The sequence below is a fragment of the Acinetobacter lwoffii genome, assembly GCF_024129355.1.
Lineage (GTDB): Bacteria > Pseudomonadota > Gammaproteobacteria > Pseudomonadales > Moraxellaceae > Acinetobacter > Acinetobacter lwoffii_I.
The window spans coordinates 41,180-66,968 of the sequence record NZ_JAMXXP010000006.1 but is presented as its reverse complement, the minus strand read 5'-3'; the positions used below and the strand labels follow the sequence as shown (position 1 = coordinate 66,968).

At 45.4% G+C, this 25,789-nt stretch carries 19 protein-coding genes; 1 reads left to right on the top strand and 18 read right to left on the bottom strand.

Features of this window, described 5'->3' with window-relative positions:
- Positions 1–9: 9 nt before the first annotated feature.
- The 11 genes from NI468_RS05305 to NI468_RS05255 form a co-directional block, all read right to left on the bottom strand.
- Positions 10–600 carry a LemA family protein gene (locus tag NI468_RS05305; protein ID WP_253100443.1) on the bottom strand — a complete coding sequence of 197 codons (591 nt, stop codon included), beginning with the start codon at positions 598–600 and terminating at the stop codon, positions 10–12.
- 185 nt (positions 601–785) lie between these two features.
- Complete coding sequence (locus tag NI468_RS05300) at positions 786–2,207, bottom strand: FAD-dependent oxidoreductase (protein ID WP_253100440.1); 1,422 nt, start codon at positions 2,205–2,207, stop codon at positions 786–788.
- Positions 2,208–2,280: 73 nt separating this feature from the next.
- Positions 2,281–6,756 (bottom strand): glutamate synthase large subunit, encoded by a 4,476-nt coding sequence (gene gltB, locus NI468_RS05295; protein ID WP_253100437.1) that lies wholly within the window; start codon positions 6,754–6,756, stop codon positions 2,281–2,283.
- A 449-nt stretch (positions 6,757–7,205) separates the two neighbouring features.
- Positions 7,206–8,084 (bottom strand): hypothetical protein, encoded by an 879-nt coding sequence (locus NI468_RS05290; protein WP_005263881.1) that lies wholly within the window; start codon positions 8,082–8,084, stop codon positions 7,206–7,208.
- Positions 8,085–8,094: 10 nt separating this feature from the next.
- Positions 8,095–9,174: a 3-dehydroquinate synthase gene (gene aroB, locus NI468_RS05285; protein WP_253100434.1), complete on the bottom strand. Its 1,080-nt coding sequence runs from the start codon at positions 9,172–9,174 to the stop codon at positions 8,095–8,097.
- A gap of 28 nt (positions 9,175–9,202) precedes the next feature.
- The gene (gene aroK, locus NI468_RS05280; protein WP_005101380.1) at positions 9,203–9,739 is read right to left on the bottom strand and encodes a shikimate kinase AroK; all 537 of its coding nucleotides are present in this window, start codon (positions 9,737–9,739) and stop codon (positions 9,203–9,205) included.
- A gap of 36 nt (positions 9,740–9,775) precedes the next feature.
- Complete coding sequence (locus NI468_RS05275; protein WP_222112336.1) at positions 9,776–11,944, bottom strand: type IV pilus secretin PilQ; 2,169 nt, start codon at positions 11,942–11,944, stop codon at positions 9,776–9,778.
- A gap of 17 nt (positions 11,945–11,961) precedes the next feature.
- Positions 11,962–12,489, bottom strand: a complete 528-nt coding sequence (locus NI468_RS05270; protein WP_005248368.1) for a pilus assembly protein PilP — start codon at positions 12,487–12,489, stop codon at positions 11,962–11,964.
- Complete coding sequence (locus NI468_RS05265; protein WP_044109013.1) at positions 12,489–13,199, bottom strand: type IV pilus inner membrane component PilO; 711 nt, start codon at positions 13,197–13,199, stop codon at positions 12,489–12,491. The genes NI468_RS05270 and NI468_RS05265 overlap by 1 nt, the downstream gene beginning before the upstream one ends.
- Positions 13,196–13,834: a PilN domain-containing protein gene (locus NI468_RS05260; RefSeq protein WP_004281141.1), complete on the bottom strand. Its 639-nt coding sequence runs from the start codon at positions 13,832–13,834 to the stop codon at positions 13,196–13,198. Before NI468_RS05260 ends, NI468_RS05265 begins: the two co-directional genes overlap by 4 nt.
- The gene (locus tag NI468_RS05255; protein WP_004644949.1) at positions 13,834–14,892 is read right to left on the bottom strand and encodes a pilus assembly protein PilM; all 1,059 of its coding nucleotides are present in this window, start codon (positions 14,890–14,892) and stop codon (positions 13,834–13,836) included. Before NI468_RS05255 ends, NI468_RS05260 begins: the two co-directional genes overlap by 1 nt.
- A gap of 165 nt (positions 14,893–15,057) precedes the next feature.
- On the opposite strand from NI468_RS05255, the gene ponA reads away from it, so the two are divergent.
- Positions 15,058–17,583 carry a penicillin-binding protein PBP1a gene (ponA, locus tag NI468_RS05250; protein WP_253100431.1) on the top strand — a complete coding sequence of 842 codons (2,526 nt, stop codon included), beginning with the start codon at positions 15,058–15,060 and terminating at the stop codon, positions 17,581–17,583.
- A gap of 51 nt (positions 17,584–17,634) precedes the next feature.
- Here the strand turns inward: ponA and NI468_RS05245 are convergent, their stop codons facing one another.
- From NI468_RS05245 to rsmH, 7 genes are all read right to left on the bottom strand, one after another.
- Positions 17,635–18,438, bottom strand: coding sequence for a putative RNA methyltransferase (locus tag NI468_RS05245; RefSeq protein ID WP_253100552.1), 804 nt, complete (start codon positions 18,436–18,438; stop codon positions 17,635–17,637).
- A 54-nt stretch (positions 18,439–18,492) separates the two neighbouring features.
- A complete protein-coding gene (gene mraY, locus NI468_RS05240; protein WP_253100429.1) occupies positions 18,493–19,611 on the bottom strand; it encodes a phospho-N-acetylmuramoyl-pentapeptide-transferase in 1,119 nt (372 codons plus the stop codon).
- Complete coding sequence (locus NI468_RS05235) at positions 19,612–21,015, bottom strand: UDP-N-acetylmuramoyl-tripeptide--D-alanyl-D-alanine ligase (RefSeq protein ID WP_253100426.1); 1,404 nt, start codon at positions 21,013–21,015, stop codon at positions 19,612–19,614.
- A gap of 9 nt (positions 21,016–21,024) precedes the next feature.
- Entirely contained in the window at positions 21,025–22,521 is a 1,497-nt protein-coding gene (locus NI468_RS05230) for a UDP-N-acetylmuramoyl-L-alanyl-D-glutamate--2,6-diaminopimelate ligase (RefSeq protein WP_253100423.1), read from the bottom strand.
- A gap of 11 nt (positions 22,522–22,532) precedes the next feature.
- A complete protein-coding gene (gene ftsI / locus NI468_RS05225; protein ID WP_005101401.1) occupies positions 22,533–24,356 on the bottom strand; it encodes a penicillin-binding protein PBP3 in 1,824 nt (607 codons plus the stop codon).
- 15 nt (positions 24,357–24,371) lie between these two features.
- Entirely contained in the window at positions 24,372–24,638 is a 267-nt protein-coding gene (gene ftsL, locus NI468_RS05220; protein ID WP_370940785.1) for a cell division protein FtsL, read from the bottom strand.
- Between the two features lie 76 nt (positions 24,639–24,714).
- The gene (gene rsmH, locus NI468_RS05215) at positions 24,715–25,626 is read right to left on the bottom strand and encodes a 16S rRNA (cytosine(1402)-N(4))-methyltransferase RsmH (RefSeq protein WP_085064331.1); all 912 of its coding nucleotides are present in this window, start codon (positions 25,624–25,626) and stop codon (positions 24,715–24,717) included.
- Positions 25,627–25,789: the final 163 nt, after the last annotated feature.

The window sequence follows — 25,789 nt, the reverse complement described above, 5'->3', positions numbered from 1 at the left end:
GGTCAGTACTTATTCAAAGGAAACCGTTGGAGCTTTCTGTGCACTTTGATCGGCGCTAAAGTTCGGTTTGGTATCCATACCAATCACTTTTGCCGTCATCACTTGCGGGAACTGACGCGCATAAGAGTTGAAGTCCTGTACTGTCGTAATATAACGGTTACGTGCCACTGCAATCCGGTTTTCAGTTCCTTCCAGTTGTACTTGCAGATCACGGAATTGCTGATTGGCTTTCAAATCTGGATAATTTTCAGTCACAGCCAAAAGACGAGACAAGGCACTGGTCATCTGCGCCTGTGCTTCCTGATAACGCTGGAATAATTCAGGATCTTCCAGCACTTCACGATCTACTTTCAGACCGGCAACATTGGCACGTGCTTGGGTCACTTCCGTTAAAACCTGCTCTTCATGCGAGGCATAGCCTTTGACTACATTGACCAGATTAGGTACCAGATCGGCACGGCGCTGATACTGGTTTTGTACTTCCGACCAGGCGGCAGTGACTGCTTCATCTTTGACTTGTAAGGTGTTATAACCACAACCACTCAGGGTCAAGGTACTGGCCAGCATCAAGGCGATAAGAGATTGTTTGAATACATGCATGATATCTTGTCCTCAATTCTTTATTAATATTTATATAATTAATTTGATTTTAAACACTATTTTCTAAAGTTTTGTTACTTTTTATAATATTTTTAATGCTTTCCATTTTAGGACTCCAACTCATCAAAGATTAAAAAACCCGCCGTAGCGGGTTTTCTTGAATGATATCTATTGATGGCTAACGATTAGACATCCAGATAATCCAGAATACCTTCGGCGGCCTGACGACCTTCCCAAATTGCGGTTACCACTAAATCAGAACCACGCACCATATCACCACCGGCAAAGATTTTCGGATTTGAGGTCTGGAACTTATATTGCTGCTGCTCAGCAGCAACGACACGACCTGAACCATCCAGATTAATTTCCACCTCGGTGAACCAGTCAGCAGGGCTGGTACGGAAACCGAAAGCAAGCAGGACTGCATCCGCTGGCAGAATTTCTTCTGAACCCGGAATCGGCTCTGGGCTACGGCGACCACGAATATCCGGCTCACCCAACTGTGTGCTAATTACTTTCACACCGGTGACTTTGCCATTTTCACCAACGATTTCGATCGGTTGACGGTTGAACTGAAATTCCACTCCTTCTTCACGTGCATTTTGTACTTCACGACGTGAACCCGGCATATTTTCTTCGTCACGACGATAAGCACAGGTGACTGTCTCAGCACCTTGACGGATCGAAGTCCGGTTACAGTCCATCGCCGTATCACCACCGCCTAGCACAATGACTTTTTTGCCTTGCATACTGATGTATTCAGCCGGATCTTTTTCCCAGCCTTGGGTGCGGTTAACATTGGCAATCAGGAAATCCAGTGCATCATAAACACCGTCCAGATCTTCACCGGCAAAGCCACCTTTCATGTAGGTATAGGTGCCCATACCCATGAATACGGCATCATAGTCAGCCAGTAACTGGTCAATAGTCACATCTGTACCAATTTCGGTATTCAGACGGAATTCTACCCCCATACCGGTGAAAATTTCACGGCGGCGTTTCATCACATCTTTTTCCATTTTAAATTCTGGAATACCGAAAGTCAGCAACCCCCCAATTTCCGGACGCTTGTCAAAGACCACAGGTTTTACCCCGTTACGTACCAAAATATCCGCACAGCCAAGTCCTGCCGGACCTGCACCAATGATGGCAACTTTTTTATCCGTCCATTTCACATTAGACATATCTGGACGCCAGCCCAAAGCAAAGGCGGTATCATTGATATATTTTTCAGCATTGCCAATGGTGACTGCACCAAAACCGTCGTTCAGGGTACAGGCCCCTTCACATAAACGGTCTTGCGGACAAACACGACCACAGACTTCCGGCAAGGTATTGGTCTGATGACACAGTTCAGCTGCCTGAAACAAACGCCCTTCAGCCACCAGTTTTAACCAGTTCGGAATGTAGTTATGTACCGGACATTTCCATTCGCAATACGGGTTACCACAACCCAGACAACGATGGGTCTGATTCGCGGCAATTTCCGCAGTAAACGGTTTATAAATTTCCACAAATTCTGCTTTGCGGACATCAAGCTCTTTTTTCTCTGGATCTTGGCGTGCGACATCCAGAAATTGAAAGTCATTACTCAGGCGTTCTGCCATGTCTCTCTCCGTGGCTAGATGTAAGGAGTTCACAGTTGCCTTACATCTGCCGATATATCTGTTCGTCGTGAAATTATTGTGGATCAGCTTGAGTTGTTTTTAACAGCGTTTGCAAGTTGGCTGCTTTTGGTTTTACCAACCAGAACTTGCGGCTGTAGAAATCAAACTCGTGGCGGATCTTGTACGCCCAAGCACTACCGGTTTCTTTAATATGTTCATCCAGAATACGACCCAGGAAGGCTTTGTGCTCTTCCATCGCTTCAGTTGAAATGCGATTCAGCTCAATCAGCTCGTGGTTATAATGATCAACGAAGTCATTATCCAGATCAAGCACATAAGCAAAACCACCAGTCATACCTGCACCGAAGTTATGCCCAACTTTACCCAGCACCGTAACAATACCGCCGGTCATATATTCACAGCAGTGATCGCCTGCACCTTCAATTACGGCAAATGCACCCGAGTTACGCACCGCGAAACGCTCGCCTGCTGTACCCGCGGCATATAACTTACCGCCAGTCGCACCATACAGACAGGTATTCCCAATAATCGCGGTATTTTGGGTTTGGAATGGCGAGCCTTTTGGCGGGAAGATCGAGAGTCGTCCACCGGCCATACCTTTACCGACATAGTCATTGGCATCACCTTCCAAGCTGATATGCAGACCACCAGCATTCCATACACCCAGCGACTGACCCGCAGTACCATTTAGATGGACTTTCACCGGATGGGCTTCCATGCTCAGGTTGCCATAGCGTTTCGCAATTTCACCAGATAAACGCGCACCAATCGAACGATCACAGTTACCAATCGAGAAGTGATACTCACCGCCAGTTCCGGCTTCGATGGCAGGCAGAATCTCATCCACCATTTTTTCAGCCAGAATCCCTTTATCAAATGGTGCATTTCCCTGTACTTCGCAGTACTGTGCTTTACCTTCTGCAGCAGGATGTGATTCCAGTAATTTACTTAAATCAAGATGTGCATGCTTTGCAGTTTCACCTGGCAAGACTTCCAGCAGATCCGTACGGCCAATCAGGTCTTTCAGACTTGATACACCGAGTGCTGCCAGCCATTCACGGGTTTCTTCAGCAATAAAGGTGAAGAAGTTGATCAGCATTTGTGGCTCGCCAATATAATGCTCTTGACGTAAATGATCTTGTTGAGTCGCAACACCGGTTGCACAGTTATTCAAGTGGCAGATACGCAAGTATTTACAACCTAAGGCAATCATTGGGGTTGAACCAAAGCCGAAGCTTTCAGCACCGAGAATTGCTGCTTTTACGACATCCAGACCGGTTTTTAAACCGCCATCTGTCTGTACGCGAACTTTACCACGCAGGTCATTGACACGAAGGGCCTGATGCGCTTCAGAAAGACCCAGTTCCCACGGTGAACCTGCATGATGAATTGAAGAAAGTGGAGAAGCCGCTGTACCGCCATCATAACCAGAAATGGTAATGAAATCGGCATACGCTTTCGCTACACCCGCCGCAATCGTACCGACACCCGGTTCAGAAACCAGCTTAACTGACACCATCGCCTGTGGGTTAACCTGTTTTAAATCAAAGATCAACTGTGATAAATCTTCAATTGAATAGATGTCATGATGCGGAGGTGGCGAAATCAGGGTAACGCCCGGCACAGAGTAACGTAAACGGGCAATGAGACCATTCACTTTACCACCCGGCAACTGACCACCTTCACCTGGTTTTGCACCTTGCGCGACTTTAATCTGGAGAACTTCTGCTGATGTTAAATAAGCAGGCGTCACACCAAAACGGCCCGATGCAATTTGTTTGATTTTCGAGTTACGGATAGTACTGTAACGCGCTGGATCTTCACCGCCCTCACCCGAGTTTGAACGACCACCAATCGTATTCATGGCAATCGCAATCGCTTCGTGCGCTTCAGGTGACAGTGCACCCAAAGACATACCGGCAGAGTCAAAGCGAGGCAGGATCTCTTCCACAGATTCCACTTGTTCGACTGGAATCGAGTTGTCTGTTTTCAGTTTGAACAAGTCACGGATCGTTGCGATCGGACGGTTGTTCACCAATTCTGCATATTCTTTAAAATCTGCGTAGTTCCCAGAACGTACTGCTTTATGCAGTGAGTTGATCACATCCGGGTTAAAGGCATGATATTCCTTGCCAAAGACAAATTTCAGCAAGCCGCCCTGATCGATTGGCTTACGGTTTTTCCAGGCAATATCCGCCAACTGTTTCTGGTCATTTTCAAGATCGACAAAAGTAGCACCCTGAATACGGCTTGGTACACCGATGAAGCATTTATCTACCACTTCATTAGATAAACCCACTGCTTCAAACAACTGACCACCACGGTAAGAGGCAACCGTAGAAATCCCCATTTTCGAAAGAACTTTCAATAAGCCTTTCTCAATCCCCTTACGGAAATTGTTTTGTGCATAGATTGGGTCACCCAATAACTCGCCTTTAGCGACCAGATCATTGATTACGTCATAAGCCAGGTACGGGTAGATCGCAGTTGCACCAAAGCCTAGAAGAACTGCAAACTGATGTGGATCACGAGCAAAGCCGGTTTCAATAATCAGGTTAGCGTCAGTACGCAGACCGGTATTGATCAGATGATGATGCACCGCACCGGTGATCATGAAGGCATTGGCAGGCAAGTAGCCTTCACGGATTTTCTTGTCTGAAAGCACCAGTAAGGTTTTACCATCACGAATGGCTTGCGCAGATTCTTCACAGATCCGTGCAATCGCTGCTTGTAGACCTTCAGTTTCAGCATAGTTCAGGTCGATATCTGCAATTTCATAACCGGCACGACCCAGGGTACGGATCTGATGCATTTTCGAATTAGACAGCACAGGACTGGAAATGATCAGACGATCAGCATGTTCAGGACCCTGTTCAAATACATTTTGTTCACGACCTAAACAGGTTTCCAGTGACATCACAATCGATTCACGTAACGGATCGATCGGTGGGTTGGTCACCTGTGCAAACTGCTGGCGGAAATAATCCGACACATGACGCACCTGACGGGACAATACCGCCATTGGGGTATCATCACCCATTGAACCTACAGCTTCCTGACCACTTTCAGCAATCGGACGCAACAACTGGTCACGCTCTTCAAAGGTCACCATGAACATTTTTTGTGCCGCTTTCAGGCCATCGCCTTTTAAGCCTTGATCACATAAATATTCTTCCAGCTCTGGACTGCCTTGCAAACGCACAGAATTTTCACGTAACCATTCACGATATGGACGCATACGTTTCAGATGATTATTGACATCTTGCGTATCCAGCACCTTACCGGTTTGCGTATCAATGACCAGCATTTGGCCAGGACCGACACGGCCTTTAGAAATCACATCTTCAGGTTGATAACCCCAGACACCAATTTCAGAAGCCAGCGTGATATAACCATTCTTGGTGATGACCCAACGCGCAGGACGCAGACCGTTACGATCCAGCATACAGATCGCATGGCGACCATCCTGAATCACCAGACCCGCAGGGCCATCCCAGGCTTCCATATGCTTTGAGTTAAATTCATAGAATGCACGCAAGTCAGCATCTAGAGTTTCCACATTCTGCCAGGCAGGCGGAACCAGCATACGGAGTGCGCGGAACAGATCCATGCCGCCACCAACCAGAATCTCCAGCATGTTATCCAGGCTCGAAGAATCCGAACCGGTACGGTTCACAATTGGATTCAGTTCAGTTAAACCTGGCAATAATGGATTTTCAAATTTTGGTACACGTGCCATGGCCCAGTTACGGTTCGCAGTAATGGTATTGATTTCACCATTGTGCGCCAGGTAACGGAACGGTTGTGCCAACGGCCAGCGCGGTAAAGTATTGGTCGAGAAACGTTGATGGAACACCGCAATATGCGATTCCAGACGTGGGTCTGCCAGATCTGTATAAAAATCTGCAATCGCTTCTGGCATCATCAAGCCTTTATAGCTGATCACCGTTGAACATAAAGTAGTGACATAGAAAGACGTATCATTGCTTAATAACTGCTCTGCACGACGACGCGCTAGGAATAACTTACGGTTAAATTCAACCTCAGTCACACCCATTGGACAATTAACAATAATCTGTTCAAATGCCGGCATCGATTGCAGGGCAATTTCCCCCAATGCATCGACATTGGTCGGAATCACACGCCAAGCCAAAACGATTAAACCTTCAGCTTCAATCTCTTTGTTTAAAACCTGTTTGGCATGAGCAGCAAGCGCTGGATCAAGATTCAGGAATACCGAACCTACAGCAAAGACTTCACTTAAGGTGGTATCGCTTAAGCGTTTGGCTTCTTCACGGAAGAATTTTTTCGGCATCGCCAAGAGCAGACCACAACCATCCCCGGTTTTGCCATCCGCGGCAATACCACCACGATGGGTCATACAACTCAAACTATGAATCGCGGTCTTGACGAGATCATGGCTAGCATCACCCTGCATATGGGCAATCAAACCGAAACCACAGTTATCTTTAAACTCATCCGGTTGGTATAAACCTTGAGCGGGAGCTACATTATTAGGCGATGGCATGTGCATAGCGTACCCTTCTTTCACTAAGCCTCAACAGGCTATTAAACAATCTAAATTTTTCTCTGCGCTGGCGTCTAATGGACTTTCGAAGACCGTCTTGGTAGAGCAAAACTATTTTTCTTTATTTCTTCAGACTAGTCCTTTTTTAGACTAAATGCATAACAAATAAAGTTTATTCTGCTCATGAATAACATAAAAATCTGGAATAAATATGACATTCATACGGTGTCATCGAATCATTTTTCGCGCTAAAACAGGGAGATTAATTCAATTCATGCACCAATAAAGCAAATTCCATGCCAACAAACAGCGCATAAATTAAAACAATACAGATGACAAAGATTTAGCGCAGAACAGCACTCTAAGGGTTAATTTTAATGTGCATTTTTTGCACCAAAAGCGCTCATTTTTAATTCTGTAATTTTTTGGATGCGCTATTTTAGACCGGACTAATTAAATGGATCACTAATCTCGTTATTTTGAGGACGCGGATTACTGCCCTGAGCAGGTCGATTATTGTTATTTTGCGGTTGAGGTGTACCTTCTACAGCACTTTCAGATTTCTGCACATCAACTACATTTCCCGATGAATCACGGCGCACAATTGTGGTACTGGTAGTCGCCGCATCAGAGCTACGCGGCTTGGACTCAGTTTGGGTTTGCTGCTGTCTAAGTCGTACCGATTCATCTACTTTCGGCAAAGGCACATTTTTCAAACGAATTTCGTAAAGCTTTTGATTACTGGCCAATTCCTCTGAACCCAGATTATTGACCAGACTGACATATTGCTGCATTGCTACAACTTCAGGCTTGACTGAGGCCGGTAAATTTAACTTCAGTGTAGATAAAGCCTGATTGGCTTGCGCCGCCGTCTTATATTGACCATATAACAATACATATTGTTCTGGCTGATTTTCACCCGAGATTCTTAAATAAATAAAAGGTTTACGATCGGACTGTTTTTTAAGAAAACTTTTTAAAATGGCTTCATTGGTCACACGAAATAATTCAATGGCGTGCTGGTTTTTCGCTTCATTGACAAATTTGGTACCACGGAATTCCGGCTCATGACTGGCATTCACGACGGTACGCGTATTTAGGTCCAGTGGTTTCACTTCCTGAAAAAGTGCACCAAGATGGATCATTGTGGCGACTTTTTCTGGTTGAATCTGCAACTGAACTTCAGTTTCAGGCTTTTTTTCAATTTCGACGACATCATCTGAATCAGTCACCGCCCAAAAGACTAAGGCAGCAAATAGGCAGCATACACCACAGACCAGCCAAAAATAATGCTGAATCTTTTGCCAAGGAGTATGTAATGCTGCCATAAAACTAAACCTATGCCTGATTGGCTAATATTGCCTGTTTCATTAACTCGAGATCAAAGTCTCGGGTAATCACTGTTTTGCCTAATTGCTTTAATAACACCAGACGTAATTGTCCATTCAAGACTTTTTTGTCATGGGCCATATAGGCCAGAAAATCATCCAGAGGGATTTTAGGACAAACAGTAGGTAATTGGGCACGAGAAATGATTTTTTTTGTACGTTCTAAATCTTCTTGAGAAATCCAGCCCATACGCTGTGACAGATCAGCAGCCATCACCATACCGGTGGCAACAGCCTCACCATGTAGCCAGACACCATACCCCATGTAGGATTCAATCGCATGACCAAAGGTATGACCTAAATTGAGTAAAGCACGTTCCCCTTGCTCCTTCTCATCATTGGCTACGATCCGTGCCTTATGCGCACAGGAACGATAAACGGCTTCAGCCAATAATTTCTCATCACGAGCGACCAGAGCATCCATCTTTTCTTCAAGCCAGACCAGAAATGACTCATCGCCTAGCAGCGCATATTTAATCACTTCAGCCAAACCTGCTGAAAGTTCGCGGTCCGGCAAAGTAACAAGCTGCGACATATCCGCCAGCACCACCTGCGGCTGCTGGAAAGCGCCAATCATATTTTTACCCAGAGGGTGATTAATCCCGGTTTTTCCACCAACACTTGAATCTACTTGCGACAGCAAAGTCGTCGGTACTTGGATAAAGTATACACCGCGCTGGAAACAGGCCGAAGCAAACCCGGCCATATCTCCAATGACACCACCACCCAGCGCAAGCACAGTACAGTCCCTGTTAAAACCGGCTTCAAGCAGTGCATCAAAAATCAGATTCAGATGCGGACTATCCTTATATTTTTCACCATCAGGCAAAATACAGGTCGCAACACGTTTGTCCAGAGCTTCAATTGCAGTTTGATAACGCTGCAAATAAAGTGGTGCAACTGTGGCATTGCTTACAATCATCACTTGCTTACCCTGAATATAGGGAGCCAATAAGGCCTGTGGATCCAGATCGCTCCCGATAAAAATAGGGTAACGACGTTCTCCGAGTTCTACATATAAGGTTTGCATGCTTGATTAACCACTTTATTCAATGAACTTAGTTTTTAGAAGTAATAAGATTGAGAATCCGCTGCGCCAGATCACGCGCAGCACCCTGATTGGTCTCAATAATATGATGCGCCACTTCCCGATACAAGGGATCACGGACTGCCAATAAATCACGTAACTTTTGTTCCGGATTTTCGACTTGAAGGAGTGGACGGTTTTTATCGCGATAGGTACGTTGCAGTTGAATTTCAACCGGCGTATAGAGATAGACAACGATTCCGCGCTGTTTCAGATAATCCCGATTTAAGGTCTGAGTAATGGCACCACCACCGGTGGCTAAGACCAGATGGGGACGTGAGGTAAGGTCATTAATCACAGCAGTTTCACGGTCACGGAAACCCTGCTCCCCTTCTTTTTCAAAAATCCAGGGAATGGTCGCGCCTGTTTTACGTTCAATTTCATGATCACTGTCTAGAAATTCACGTCCTAACAATTCTGCGAGATGTCGTCCTACTGTTGTTTTACCGGCCCCCATCGGCCCTACCAAATAAATATTTGGCAGGGTTTCAAACTCTTTGCTTGGCAAGGAGTCACCTATTCGTTTTGTTAAATTCAAAATATATTAATGATTTCTTGAAACACTGTCATTAACAATTCGAGGTGTAACGAAAATCAGTAGCTCACGTTTATTATCCGACTTTAAATCTTTACGGAATAAACGTCCTACATAAGGAATATCCCCCAGGAAAGGTACCTTAGTTTGTGCATTACGGGTTTCTTGCTCAAAAATACCGCCTAGAACCACGGTTTCGCCATTGTCCACCAAGACATTGGTAGTGATCTGGTTTTTGTTAATAGTGAGCTGTCCAGTCGGTGTCGGGTTACCCGGTGAGTCACTGGTAATATTGAGTTCCATCTGTACTTTGCCATCTGGCGTAATGCTTGGTGTGACATCCAGACTTAGCGTAGCATCAATAAATTCCGTAGTAGATACTGCATTCGCACCACCACCCTCTGCTGACTGATACGGAATTTGAGAACCAGAGGCAACAGTTGCTTTCTGCTTGTCTGCAGTCAGTACTTTAGGGGTAGAAATCACCTCACCATAGCCATCTGCCTGAAGTGCAGAAAGCTCAAGATCCAGCATAAAATCAGAAAGGCTGATCAAACCAAAGGCAATACGACTGGCACCTGAACTGGTTACCCCCAAATCCACATTTAAGTTATCTGGTCTTTGAATATCGTAGGTCCAGCGACCTGTTTCACTATCTAGTTCTGGCTCTCTAAGATCCCATAACGTCGTGTCACTACCACCGACCAGAAGATTATTATTGTTGGTAATTCCTTGAGACAGAATCCCCCACTTCACTCCCATTTCTTTGGTGAAGTCCGTGGTAGCTCGCACAATACGTGCTTCAACCATTACCTGCTTTACCTGTACATCGAGCAGATCTACCATATTACGGATTTTATCAATAAAAGGCTGGGTATCATTCACAATAATAGTATTGGTTCGTGCATCAATAGACACAGAGCCACGTGAACTCAATAAGCTTTCTCTCTCATCATTATTTGTAGTGTTACTCGAACTACCTGAACTAGATGCGCCTTTATTCTGCGTAATCAGTTTCTCAATATCAGCGGCTTTGGCATAACTGAGCTGCATATATTCCGTTTGGATAGGCGCAAGTGCAACACTCTGCTTAATCGCCTTAGCTTCTTCCTCTTCAGCCTTTATCAGCTCTGTAACTGGTGCGATCCAGATCACATTGCCATTGCGCCGTTTATCCAGATTTTTGGTTTTCAGCACAATATCCAGCGCCTGATCCCAAGGTACCTCTTTCAAGCGCAAAGTAATATTGCCTTGTACACTATCTGCAGCCACCATATTGATATCGGTGAAATCGGCTAAGAGCTGTAGAACACGACGGACTTCGATATCCTGAAAATCCAAAGAGATTTTCTTACCCGAATAATTGACGGTTTTAGGACGTAATGGGCTCTTGGCTTCCGGACGTTTCAAACTGATGGTTAGCTTGTTATCAGTCTGATAAGCCATATATTCATAACTTTCCGCAGACTGAATCGTAATCACGCCTGAGCCATTTTGATTCACAGCATCCACACTCGATACCGGAGTCGCGAAATCTGTCACATTAAGACGGCGGGTCAAATGTGCAGGAATCTTGCTCCCTAAAGTGCGTACAATGACTTTGGTACCCTGCTGCTGTACATCAACAGGAGTATTATTCCCTAATAGATCAATAACGACCTGGCCTTCACCTTGCACACCGCGCTGGAAACCAATATTACTGATACCCTGAGCTGACTGTTGCTGCACAGGTTGAGCTATGGCTACAGGAGTTGCCGAGTTAATTTTAAGAATAAAGGTATTGCCTTCCACGCGAGTCGTAAAGGCTCCAGCCTCGGTCAGATTTACCGTTAGACGTGCCCGCTGAGCATCCGAAGTGACATCCACTGAACTGGCTTCACGTGTTGCCACCGGAATACTGCTTTGTTTTAAATTCTGTTGTGCTTTGTCAAAGTCCAGAATCAAACGTGACGGCGATTCTAATTGATAGGCTTGTGGTTGTGGTGGCAAACCATTGAACATCACCCGAATCTCAGTTCCTTGTCCAGGAAGCTGCATGGGTACTACATTGGTCATTGAAACCTGCGCACTGGCCGCTTGCATCACCGCAATCGCAACAGCACCCATTGAAAACTGACGAAACACACGATTCATTGTATTAACATCCCCAAAAATAAATTCTTTAATACTCTTATTCATTGTTATTCCTTTAAAACTTATGGCGCCGGCCCGATAAGAACCAGACTTCGCGGACGTTCCACATATCCCTCACGGCCATCTGGAATAATCTCAATCAAATCGATCTGTGTTGGTGTAATTCCAACCACACGACCATGATTAAGTCCCATATAGCTACCACGTTGAATCCGCTCAACCTCACCATCAGGTGTCTGGATTAAAGCCAGAATCTGTCCTGCCTGATTGCGCATGCTGCCTTTCATGGTCAACGTTTCGAGCGGATAACTTTCTAGCGGTTGCAGTTGACGTGATAGGTTTGGATAAACCCGTTTCCCCGCCATAATTTTCAGTTCAGCCGCCAGAGAGCTTGGTAAAAAAGGACTTTTAATCTGATGTGCTGCATAGCTGAAGGTTTCAACTGGCATAAAATCAGGAGCCGGTTCAATCGGCAAAGGCGGCTGATTACGAATATTGGCCATTTCCTGATTGACAGCATCAATGCGTGAATCGCATCCCAATAATAAAAACCCAAGTGTTAAAGCCGAAGTAATCTTAATGTTCTTCATTACTGCGCCCCCTGAGTAGTGCTATTAGCTGCAGCGCTTTCCGCATTACCGACATAACGATAAGTTTTGGCTTTCACCACATAATCAATGACCGGAATTTCAGATTTTTTCTCTTTGTTTTCAGTACCGGTAATGGTGAAATCATGCAGTGTGACAATACGCGACAAGCCGGCAATACTGCTGACAAAAGAACCAAAAGCGTGATAATCCCCAGTGGCTTCAATTGCAATCGGCTGTTCAATAAAGAATTCTTGTTTAATTTCAGGTTCCAGACGGATATTTTTAAACTTCAGGCCTGAATTCACACCGCTCAGGTTAATATCTTCAACCAGACCCGGAATCTCAGTTTCTTTCGGTAACTGTTCTAACTGCTGGTTAAAACGAGCTTCCATTTCCTGAAGCTGGATTTGATATTGTTGTAAGTTGCGTAATTTGGATTCTTTTTCACGGAATTCATTCAGCAGGTTTTGTTCCTGGGCACTGGCTTGTGAAATCGATTCAATTGTACTTCTGATCATGACAAAGTAAATCACTGCAAAGGCCAGTGCAACAATAAAAATCCAGCAGGTAATTTTGACTGATAAAGGCCAACTACCATAATTGTTTGGATCCAATGTATTGAATTGCTGAAAAAACTTTTCAACAGTCATTTTATTTTTGGGTACAGCGACGACATCCTGGCTGAACTCATCGAATTCCTCATTACTCATGATGATGCCCCCGTAGTTGTAGCGACTGCTTGTTGTTCTTCGTTAAGTACTGGCTGAGCGATCTGATCCAGATCTACCGTCACGGTAAAACTACCATAGGACTCTTCCACACGTGGAATAATAGAGCTCGGTGCCTTTTCTTTTGCTTCTTCAGCCACCAGGAAAGCGTTCATAAAGGCATTTCGATACCAAGATGAAGCCTCCAGATTACGGAGCAGTTCTGCTACTGTATTTGGACTCTCAGCCCGACCTTCAATGGTAAACTTATCGCCGATACGCTGGAATTTGGTGATATACATATTGCTTGGGGTCACCCGTACAATTTCATCAATCAAATGTACCGCAATCGGACGCTGAGTTTGTAGACCCTGAATCAGTTTCATCCGTTCAACAATCGCATTACGCTGCTCTTGCAAACCTTCAAGCGCCTTTAACTGCACATCCAGATTCTGGTTGGTACTTTGAATCAGCTGATTGGCCTGCTCCTGATCCTGAAGTTTGTGATCATAATAAAACCAGGTTGAACCTGCTGCCGCTAATCCCAAGAAAAGCGCCCCCACGCAGATTGCCACAAATTCATTATTTCTTTTAATTCTTAGCTCATCACGCCAAGGAAGTAAGTTAATTCTTGCCATTAATCAAAACTCCTTAATGCCAAACCGCATGCAACCATGAGTGATGACGCGTCATTTTCAATTTTTTTAATATCAATTTGAGGAGAAAAGCCCATTTGCAAAAATGGATTCGCGATCGTGACACGGTAACCGAGTTTTTGTTGTAATAATTTTGCCAGACCTGGAATATTGGCATTCCCGCCGGCCAGTAAAATATGGTCAATCTCATTAAACTGAGAAGATGAAAAGAAGAATTGTAATGAACGGGCTGCCTGTTGTACCACGGCATCCAAGAAGGGTTCTAGGACTTCAATATCATAATCATCAGGCAAGGCACGGGTTTTTTTAGCACGTCCAGCTTCTTCAAAGGATAATCCATAACGATTCTGAATTTCCTGAGTTAATTGCTTACCGCCAAACACCTGCTCACGAGTATAAATAATCTTGTTGTTCTGCATCACCGACAAGGTCGTCATACTATGACCAATGTCTAAGATACCAACCGTATTGACCCCCATCGGCAAAGTGTCCGAAAATACCTTAAAGGCATTTTCCAGCGCAAAACTTTCTACATCTGCAATCTTAGGCGTTAGACTGCTAATCTCTAAAACTTCAGAACGTGCTTCGACATTTTCGATCCGTGTCGCGACCAGCAGCACATTGACCCGGTTCGGATTGGAAAGGCGGTCTGGCAGAACTTCAAAGTCCAGACTCGCTTCATCGAGTGGAAAAGGAATATATTGTTCCGCATCTTCACGAATCTGAACTTCACGTTCATCATCTGACATGTCTGCATCCATCTCAATGATTTTGGTGATGACCATTGAAGTTGGAATCGCAAAAGCGGCCTGATTCGACTGGGTATTACCCAAATTAATTGCACGCCCAAGGGCATCAGCGACAGCTTCTGGGTTTAAGATGTTTTTTTCAACAACACTGTTTTCCGATAAAGGAATCAAAGCATAGCTCTCTACCCAGTAACGGCCACTTTTTACAGAAAGTTCCAAAACCTTAACAGAAGTCGAACTAATATCGACTCCTATTAACCCCTTATTTGGTTTACGATATAACCTGCGCACAATATAATTCCTATTATTTTTTTGTCCCCAATTCAATCTAACTTACCAATTGGTCCAGTCTATAATTTTATATAGATACAATAACTCATCTAACAATATGGATATCGACAGGATATACTGACCGGTAATTAGTTCGCCATTAGCTCTTATTAAAACTTACTTGTTATGAAAAAGCTATCTTGTTCAGGCCTTGTTCATCCATTTTTTTTGATCATTATCATTATACTGATCTCAATTCCGATGGGTTTCTATGGCATGTATCTCTATATTGCCCCATCTTTGCCTGAAATGTCTACGCTTAAAAAGGCACCTTTATTAAAGCCTTTACAAGTTTTTAGTTCAGATAATGAATTAATTGCCGAATATGGAGGCAAGCTTTCTGTTCCCGTGAAATATGAACAAATTCCACCCGAATTTATTCATGCTTTCCTCGCCGCGGAAGATTCCAGCTTTTTTGAGCATAGCGGAATCAGCTTTAAAAGTTTGGGACGCGCACTCAGTGAGACGGTGACCGGCTCGGATGTACAGACCGGTGGTTCGACCATTACCATGCAAGTGGCAAAAAATTATTACCTTAGTCCTGAACGGACGCTGAAGCGTAAACTGACTGAAATTTTTCTGGCCCGTAAAATTGAGCAAAGCTTAAGTAAAGAAGACATTCTGACCCTGTATGTCAATAAAATTTTCCTGGGGAAAAATGCTTACGGCATCGCAGCAGCAGCTAAAATTTACTACAACAAGAGTTTAGAAGAGCTTTCAATTGCACAAATGGCGATGATCTCTGGCCTGCCTAAAGCACCTTCTCGATACAATCCAGTCGCCAATCCTAAGCGTGCCTTGGAACGTCGTAACTGGATTTTGGGTCGTATGCTACAACTAGGCTATTTGAACCAGAGCCAGTATCAGCAAGCCATTGCTGAACCGGTAAATTTAGATATGCCTGACCGGAGTACCCGTAATAAATTCCCGTATGTCGGCGAAATGGTACGTTCTGAACTGGTACAAAACTTTGGTGAACAGGCGGTAGATTCTGGTTATAAAGTCTATACTACAATTCATAGTGAACGTCAGGCCTATGCGGAGCAAGCGGTACAGGAAGGCCTAGAGGCTTATGACCGTCGACATGGCTGGCGTGGTGCTGAAGCACATGATCAACCCCTCGACAAGTTCCGTGCTTATGCCAACACTTATCCTGCGCAAGTAACTCAGGTGGGTAATTCCAGTTTTGAAGCCCTCATGCAGGACGGAAGCAGCGTGACTGTTCCCTGGTCAGGTATGTCCTGGGCACGTCGCTTTCGTAACGTCAATAGTGTAGGTGGTGCACCGAGCAAAGCGTCCGAGATTGTCAAAGTCAAAGACATTGTTCGTTTAAGACCTAATGAAAATAAAACCTCTTGGTCATTGGTGCAGATTCCCAATGTGCAAGGACAATTGATTGCCATCAACCCAAATAATGGTGCGATTGAAGCCATTGTCGGGGGATATAACTTTTATCAGTCGAAATTTAACCGTGCAACCCAAGGCTGGCGTCAGCCGGGCTCAACCATTAAACCTTTTGTTTATGCCCTGGCTTTAGAACGTGGCATGACACCGCATACCATGGTCAATGATGCACCCATTACCATTGGCAAATGGACCCCACGTAATTCGGATGGCCGTTATCTGGGCATGATCCCGCTACGTCGTGCACTTTATCTGTCACGTAATACAGTTTCAGTGCGCTTATTACAGGCCGTCGGGATTGAACGTACACGTCAGTTATTCATGGATTTTGGTTTACAGGACAGTCAGATTCCACGTAACTATACCATTGCCTTAGGCACCCCACAGGTCCTCCCGATCCAGATGGCGACTGGCTATGCCACCTTTGCCAATGGCGGTTACCGAATTCAGCCGCATTTTATTACCCGCATTGAAGATGCCTATGGCAATACCATCTTTGAAGCCAAGCCTGAATATGCCTGCATTTCATGTATTAATGAAAAAGAAGAAACAGTTCAAGCCACTGATCCTATTACCGCAGATGACGAAGCAATTGCAATCAATAATACAACTTTAGAGCAAAAACAGGCCGCACCTAAAGTCTCTGCCGAAGACAGTAATTATCGTCAGGCACAGCGTATTTTAAAATCCAGCTCTGCCTATGACATGGCCAACATTTTGCGTGATGTGATTCAGCATGGTACCGGTCGTGCTGCATTAAGAATTGGTCGTAGTGATATTGGCGGAAAGACTGGTACCACTAACGATGCTAAAGATGCCTGGTTTGCTGGCTTTAATGGCAAGCTGGTCACCGTGACCTGGGTAGGCTTTGACCAGCCGACCACCTTAGGTCGTCGTGAATATGGTGGTGTGGCAGCTCTACCGATCTGGACCGATTTTATGGGCAAGGCATTAAAAGGCCAGCCGGAAGCATGGGTACGTTTAGACCGGAATGCCAAGGCACCAGTGAATCGCAACAAAGCGGTTCAGGCTGATGAGCAGCAGAATGATCCGTCTTCTCCGCCTCTGGCGACAGCACTTTACCGTCCAGCACCTGTGGTCGTCCCGAAACGCACAGAAACTGACTTTGAGGATTTACCAGATCAACCGATTCGTTTACCAGATGATGAAGGTTCTGCACCTCAAGAACAGCCTCTTCAGCCAAACCGGGTAGACTCACTGGAAAATCTGATCGAAGAAGTCCAGTAATCTGACTGATATAAAAAAGCCCTCAGTTGAGGGTTTTTTTATATGCATTTTTTATTTTTTCTGGAATAGGTAAATCTGATATTGCGCCAGTAATTCAAACTGATCCTGCTGTTCAAGTGCTAAACGACGTTCAGATTTGGCCTTATAAGCATAGGGTGTCATCGCAATCAGGTTTTTTAAATCTGCCTGTGGTAAAACCATTGGGGCGTCAATCACCTGCTCACTAACCAGATTAAATTCATCTTGTAACTGCTCAACAAACTTCTGCGGCTCATGTGGTTTCACTTCTTCAAATAGAGCTTCACGCATCGAGTATAAATGTTGCGGTGCCGGTGTCACCACCATCAAATAAGATTTTGGTTTTAGGACTCGTAGGATTTCCTGTTTGGGAATCGGACTAAACAAGCTGGTGCAGAGATCAATTGATTCATTCAGTACTGGCAAGGTTGCCCCGGTTCCCACCACCCAAGTAATATCTTTATTCAGTTTGGCTGCGACCTGAACCGCATTCTTGGCAATATCAACCCCGACGCATTGCAGCACTTCGGCCCGCATGGCATTCGTATAATAACCTTCGCCACAACCAATATCTAAAAGGTTTTCAATCCGCAACTCGCGAATCTTTTCCACGACGGCCTGTTGCAAAGGCGCATAATAACCTGCACTGAGAAATGCGCGACGTGCCTGCACAGACTCAGGCGTATCTCCCGGATTTTTACTGTGCTTGTGCTGAACCACATGCAGGTTCACATAGCCCTGTTTGGCAACATCGTAACTATGATGATTCTCACATCGCCATGTTCTTTCATTTAAGCTCAACTGCTGGCGACAGACTGGGCACATGAGTAAATTCATCATTTTCTCCAAAACAAAAAAGCCGGCATGCGCCGACTTTTTCTCATGCATTTCTTAACGCAATTTTAAGGTCATTAGACCCAAAACTACCAGCATAATCGTAATAATCCAGAAACGGATCACCACCTGGGTTTCACGCCAGCCTTTCTTTTCATAATGATGATGTAGGGGTGCCATCAGGAATACACGTTTATTGCGCATTCTTAATGAACCAATCTGTAAGAACACTGAAACAGCTTCCACGACAAAGACACCGGCCATAATCGCAAATACGATTTCCTGGCGCACCATGACGGCAATCGTACCCAGCATTGCACCGAGAGATAAAGCACCGACATCACCCATAAATACTTGAGCCGGATGGGCATTGTACCAAAGGAAAGCCAGACCCGCCCCGATCATGGCAGCACAGACCACCACCAGCTCAGACGAATATTTTACATAAGGAATATGCAGATAATTGGCAAAGCGCACATCACCGGCCAGATAGGCAAATACGCCCAAACCTGTAGCAACCAGCACGATTGGCATGATCGCCAGACCATCCAGACCATCAGTCAAGTTCACGGCATTGGATGCACCGTTAATCACGAAATAGGTAAAGATAATAAAACCAATACCCAACGGGATCATCGACAATGGAATGCTTAAGTCTTTAAAGAATGGAATCAATAGATCCAACATATTCGCAGTATGCACCGGATTGCTCTGTTGCTGCGCAATCACATACAAGGCAATACCAGCACCCAACGAACCCACTGAAGTCCAAAAGAATTTTTTCTTCGCAGGCAAACCCGCATTGTCTTTATAACGGATTTTAATCCAGTCATCAGCCCAGCCTACTGCACCGAAAATCACCATCACACCCAGCACAATCCAGACATAAGGATTGGAAAGATCCGCCCAGAGTAAAGTTGAGATACCAATCGAAAGCAGGATCAGTACCCCGCCCATGGTCGGTGTACCCATTTTCTTGGCATGGTTTTCAGGAGCATATGAGCTGACTGCCTGACCATATTTCAGCGCCTGCAGCTTGCGAATCATCACAGGCCCAAGCACCAGACCGATGGTCAATGCCGTCAAGACACTGAGCAAAGCACGTAAAGTTAAATAACGAACCACCTGAAACGTGCTGTCAAAGCCCGCCAAATGTTCAAAGAGCCATAACAGCATTTAGAGTTTCTCCATCAATGCAGCCATCAATGTTTCCATATGGGTAAAACGCGACCCTTTAAATAGAAATGACATCGGCTGAGGTTGATGTGTTTCAATCAAATCAATTAAAAACGGTAAGGCCTGCTCCTGATTCAGGAAAGCCTGCATTTTTTTACCATATTGTGTACTACGGGCACCTTCTTGTGCGGCCGGCGCAAATTCACCCACAGCCACCACAAAATTAATGCCTTTGACCGAGACCAGATCGCGACCGAGCTTGTAATGCTCGATTGCGGCAGATGAACCGAGTTCACCAATATCGCCGGTGACCATCACCCGGATGCCCTGCTGCTGCGCCAGAACTTCAGCCGCTGCACGCATCGAACCCGGATTAGCATTGTAGGTGTCGTCAATAAATAAATAGTCTTTGTACGGAATAAAGTTCAGACGACCTTTCGCACCCACGGCCTGTTCCAGACCGGCCACGATATCATCCAGACCAATACCGATCGCCAGGGCAAAAGCTGCTGCTGCGGTCGCATTTTCAACATTATGCTCACCGGCAAACGGCAACTGAACTGTTTTGGAGCCTTGTGCTGTATTCAGGGTAAAGCTTGAAGATTGAGCTTCAAGTACTACCTCGCTGGCATAGACTTCACCACCAGCACCAAAACTTAAGCTTTTTTCAGTTCTTACTGCGGCACGAATGACTTCAGCAAAATCATCTGCAGCAGGAATAATTGAGGTTTCAGAGATATGCGCATAAATCTCGGATTTCGCGCGGCAAATCCCGTCACGACCGCCAAATTCACCTAAATGCGCAGTCCCGATATTAATGATCCCCGCCACATGCGGCTGCACCATTTTTGAAGTGTAATCAATTTCACCCTGATGACTTGCACCGAGCTCCATGACTGCATATTGATGTTCAGGACGTAGCTCCAGCAACATTACCGGCACACCAAGGTCATTATTCAAATTACCACGTGTCACCAAGGTCGGTGCCAGACGCGACAGAATGCTTCCCAGCATTTCTTTAGTCGTGGTCTTGCCACTACTGCCGGTCAAGGCAATGACTTTGAGTTGAGGATTCTGCTGACGGCGATAAGCACCTAACTGTCCAAGTGCCAAACGGGTATCTTCCACCACCAACTGGCAAATATCAGCATCCACCGGACGGCTGACAATGGCAATTTCACAACCTTGAGCCGCCACTTGCGCAATAAAGTCATGCGCGTCAAAACGCTCGCCTTTCAGCGCCAGAAAAGCATCACCTGCTTCTGCATCACGTGAATCAGTCAAAATCCGCTTGATCTGACCTGCAGGCTTTTTATCATTCAGCCAGTAGCTTTGGGTAGCCTGCTGTAATTGTTCTATGCTCCACGGCTCCAGCGCCGCAGTACTTGTTGTTGAGGTATGCATATCTGAATCCTAATGCGCTGAATAGGCTGAATCTGTGTTGCAATGCTGGGCATCAATGGCAGCTTGTACTTCGATCACGTCATCAAACCAGTGACGTACACCATCAATTTCCTGATAATTTTCGTGCCCTTTTCCTGCGATCACGACAATATCACCCACCTGCGCGTGTTTAACCGCAAACTTGATCGCTTCACGACGGTCATGAATTTCATGATAGGTTTTGCCGGAAAAATCGATGCCGTTTTTCATATCCGCAAAGATTTGTGCCGGATCTTCGGTCCGTGGATTATCCGAAGTGAGTACTGCGATATCCGAACCGTCTAAAGCAGCCTGAGTCATCAGTGGACGTTTACCGCGATCACGGTCGCCGCCACAGCCGAAGACTGCCCATAGATTTTGTGAAACATGACGTTTCAAGGTCACCAGAACCTGGGTCAGGGCATCCGGGGTATGCGCATAATCCACCACAAACAGGCGCTCACCATCACGTAGCACCTGCATGCGACCTGGCGCACCTTTAAGCTGTGGTACAGTTGCCATCAAACTTTCCAAGTCAAATCCAGCCTGCTCCGCCATGATCAGACTGGCAACCAGATTTTCAATATTAAAATGGCCCAGCAATGGACTGTTAACCACATATTCAGCAGAAACAGTATTTAGTTTAAAGGTCGCACCTGAAATGCTGTATTGAATATCCTGAACCTGATAATCCGCTTTTTGTGTGGTGGAATAAGTCAAAATTTTAGGCTGTGCCGGATTATTTTTCGCAGCATCCAGCATGATCTTTGCATGCTCATCATCGATATTGATGACAGCGACTTTTAAAGATTCAAACTGAAATAAGCGTGATTTCGCTTCCGCATAAGCTTGCAATGTTCCGTGATAATCCAGATGATCACGACTCAAATTGCTGTAACCCGCAATCTCGATATCACAACCATTCAAGCGACCTTGTTCCAGACCATGTGAGCTGGCTTCAATCGAGGCAAACTCCGCACCAGCCTGCGCATAGCCATGCAAGGCATTTTGCAGTTGCAAGGCATCCAGGGTGGTGTGCGAAGATGCTTCCAGATTTGGTAAAATCCCGTTACCTGTGGTACCCATCACTGCACAGGCTTTACCTTGCAACATGATGAATTCAGCCACCAAGCGAGAAATCGTGGTTTTACCATTGGTGCCGGTAACTGCCAGAATTCGAACAGCTTGAACAGGTTGAGTAGCTTGCAAATACTGCTTTTGCCACTGTCCCATCAGATGACGTACATCTGTCACCACCAAACGTGGAGATACATCCAGCTCAGTTTCTGAAATCACAGCCAATGCGCCCTGATCCAAAGCTTTCTGGGCAAATTGAGCAGTTTTTTCCGGTTGTGACAGACTGGTCAGGCCAATAAAAATCTGTCCTGGTTTAACTTTACGACTATCCAGCTCGAAGCCCTGAAAGGATTGCTTCATCCAGTCAGCGACATCGTGAGGGGTGTAGATATCTTGAAATGTAATAGACATTGATCACCTATTTACTGGACTTTGGGAGGTTCTAAAGGTTTGTCCAGAGGGACATTCAGCAGACGCAAGGATTCCTGCATCACGCGGGCAAAGACTGGTGCAGATACCGTACCGCCATAGTAAGTGCCTTGTGGATTTTCTACTACCACCACCATGGCAATCCGTGGATCACTGACTGGTGCTACGCCGGCAAATAAAGCCCGGTATTCACTGGTTGAATAACCTTTACGGTCAGCACGCAGCTTATGTGCAGTACCGGTTTTACCTGCCACGCGATAGCCTGGAATGGTGGCGCGAGTTGCTGTACCACCTGGCAAGGTTGCAGTTTCCATCATCAGCAGGACCTGATCGGCAATATTGGCATCGATCATCTGCTCACCTTGGGGCTGCTCTTCCAGCTTGTACAGGCTCAGCGGCATTTTTACGCCTTTATTGGCCAGCATGGCATAGGCATCAGCCAGCTGAAGTACCGTCGCGTTCAGACCATAACCATAGGACATGGTTGCCACTTCTGACACATTCCATTTACTTGGTGGAAGAATCAAACCGGCACTTTCACCCGGGAATTTCACTGCTGAACGCTGACCAAAACCCAGACGTTTATAGAAGGTTGGTAAGGTTTCATAAGGCAGCGACAAGGCCAGTTTCGCCACACCAACGTTAGAGGATTTCTGCAGAATACCCCCGAGTGTCAACTGACCATAGTTATGCGTATCACGGATGGTATGATTACCGACCCGCATACTGCCCGGTGTGGTATTCACGACTGAATTCGCCGTATATTTGCCACTTTCCAGCGCCATTGCCACGGTCAGCGGCTTCATGGTCGAACCCGGCTCGAAAGAATCGACTGCACCGCGATTACGCATGGCATCCTTGTTGAGCAGGCTGTTTTTATCATTCGGGTTATACGATGGCCATGAAGATAGCGCCAGAATTTCACCGGTTTTGACATCTACCGCAATCGCAGTCGCTGAACGGGCATTATTGGCGACACCGGCAGCCGTCAGCTCACGGTACATAATATATTGCAGACGCGAGTCGATACTTAAGGTAATATTTTCGCCCGGTTCAACTTCTTTAATCACTTCCGGTTCTTTGACCCGGTTGCCTTTTTTATCGCGAATGATCTGCTGCTCGCCATCCTTTCCGGAAAGACGGCTATTCAGCTGCATTTCCAGACCTTCAATGCCGCTGCCTTCGCTATTGGTCAGGCCAATAATCTGAGAGTTCGGCTGTGGCTGCGGATAATAACGTTTATAGTTTTTCTCGGTATATACGCCCTGAAAATTACGTTTCATGATCAGTTCGGCCTGTTGTGGCGGAACTTCTTTTTTCAGGATCAGATAACGTGAACGCGGACGTTCTTCCATTTTTTTGCGCAGTTCTGCCCGATCCATACCGACTGCATCAGCCAGCTCATCCAGATTCAGGTTTTTATCGGGTAACTGACGTTTGAGCTTGCGGCTATTCGGTTCTTTTTCCAGCGCCAGCATGGTCTCGTCATAGAGTTTTTTATTGTCAAAATAATCACGTGGATCAATCACAATTTTCATGATCGGAGTACTGATCGCCAATGGAATGCCATTACGATCATAAATCACGCCACGCATCGCCTTGATGGTATTGGTTCTTAAAATATTGGCATTGGCTTTATTTTGCAAAAAATCTTTATTAATAATCTGTACATAGAAAGCACGGCAAATCAGTGTCACAAAACACAGCAGCACCACCGCCCACATGATGTAAAAACGATTGATATAAACATTTGAGGCATTTTTGTCGGTGACCGATTGTTTTTTACGTACCGGTTGCTTCTTTCTCTTGTCTACCATGTCGGAACGCTAGCCTTATTTTTTCTCATCTGAAGTTTGTGGTAAGGAAATCACGACACTTTGTGAAACCGGAGGTGAATACATACGCAGCTGTGTCACTGCACGCGTACCGATCTGTGCCGTCGCGCCGAAAGTTTGCTGCTCAATCAGCAAACGCCCCCACTCTGCATTCAGGTCATCCCTTTCACGCAGATAGGTACTCAGCTTTCTGTTATCCTGACGGTATTCAAACACCTGAAATACCACAAATACTGCACTGATGAAGACCATCAGTATCAGCATGAGATAGATTGTAACTTTTTTCAGCCACAATTTTTCTGTTTTTTTATCAACCACTTCCGTTTTCATGATCTGCCTATTAAGCTAAACGTTCTGCTACCCGCAGCCATGCGCTACGTGAACGAGGATTGGCTTTGACCTCCTCATCACTGGCTTTAACACGAGAAACTTTCTTTAAACGTCGCGTATCTTTCTGTTGTTGTGGCATTCCCCAGCCTGAATCTTCTTCAAGCGTTGACTCTTTTTGAATAAATTGTTTAATCAAACGGTCTTCCAGTGAATGGAAGCTAATTACCGCCAAACGTGCTTCAGGTTTCAAGATTTCAACGGCCTGAGGCAAGAAGATTTCAATATCTTCTAATTCCTTATTAATAGCAATACGAATCGCCTGGAAAGTACGGGTCGCAGCATGCTTATTTTTTTCCCATTTCGGGTGGGCTACTTTTACAATCTCAGCCAGCTTTGCCGTGGTATCAATATATCCGGCAGCTTTAATTGCCTTGGCAATACGGCGACTATAACGCTCTTCACCATATTTAAAAATGATATTCGCCAACGCTTCTTCTTCAATCTGGGTCAGCCATTCTGCTGCAGTTGGACCTTGCGAGTTATCCATGCGCATATCCAGCGGGCCATCTTTCATAAAACTGAAACCACGTTCAGCCTGATCCAGCTGCGGTGAAGAAACACCAAGATCCGCCATCACCCCATCAACCTGTTCAATGCCCAGTTCAGCCAAGGCATCTTTCAGATCAGCAAAGCTGGCATGGATAATTTTAAAACGTGAATCTTCTTGTTCGAGTTCAGCTGCTACAGCCAGTGCTTGTGGATCTTTATCAAAGGCATAGACGCGTGCATTTTCATCTAATTTGGACAGCAATAAACGCGTATGTCCACCACGGCCAAAGGTCCCATCCACATAAGTTCCCGTATTGCGACCCGCCAACAAGGCATCAATCGTTTCGTGAAGTAATACAGAAATATGTGACATAAAAACTCAATCAATAGGGGGGAAAATTTAACTGCACATTATCACCCTGTTTAGACAAAGCTCCAAACGACTTTTTGTAGATAAATATTACTTTCCATAGAGAAAACCGTTTTAGCATTTTTCTCATACAAAAAAGCCTCCAAAAACCGGAGGCTTTTTTCAA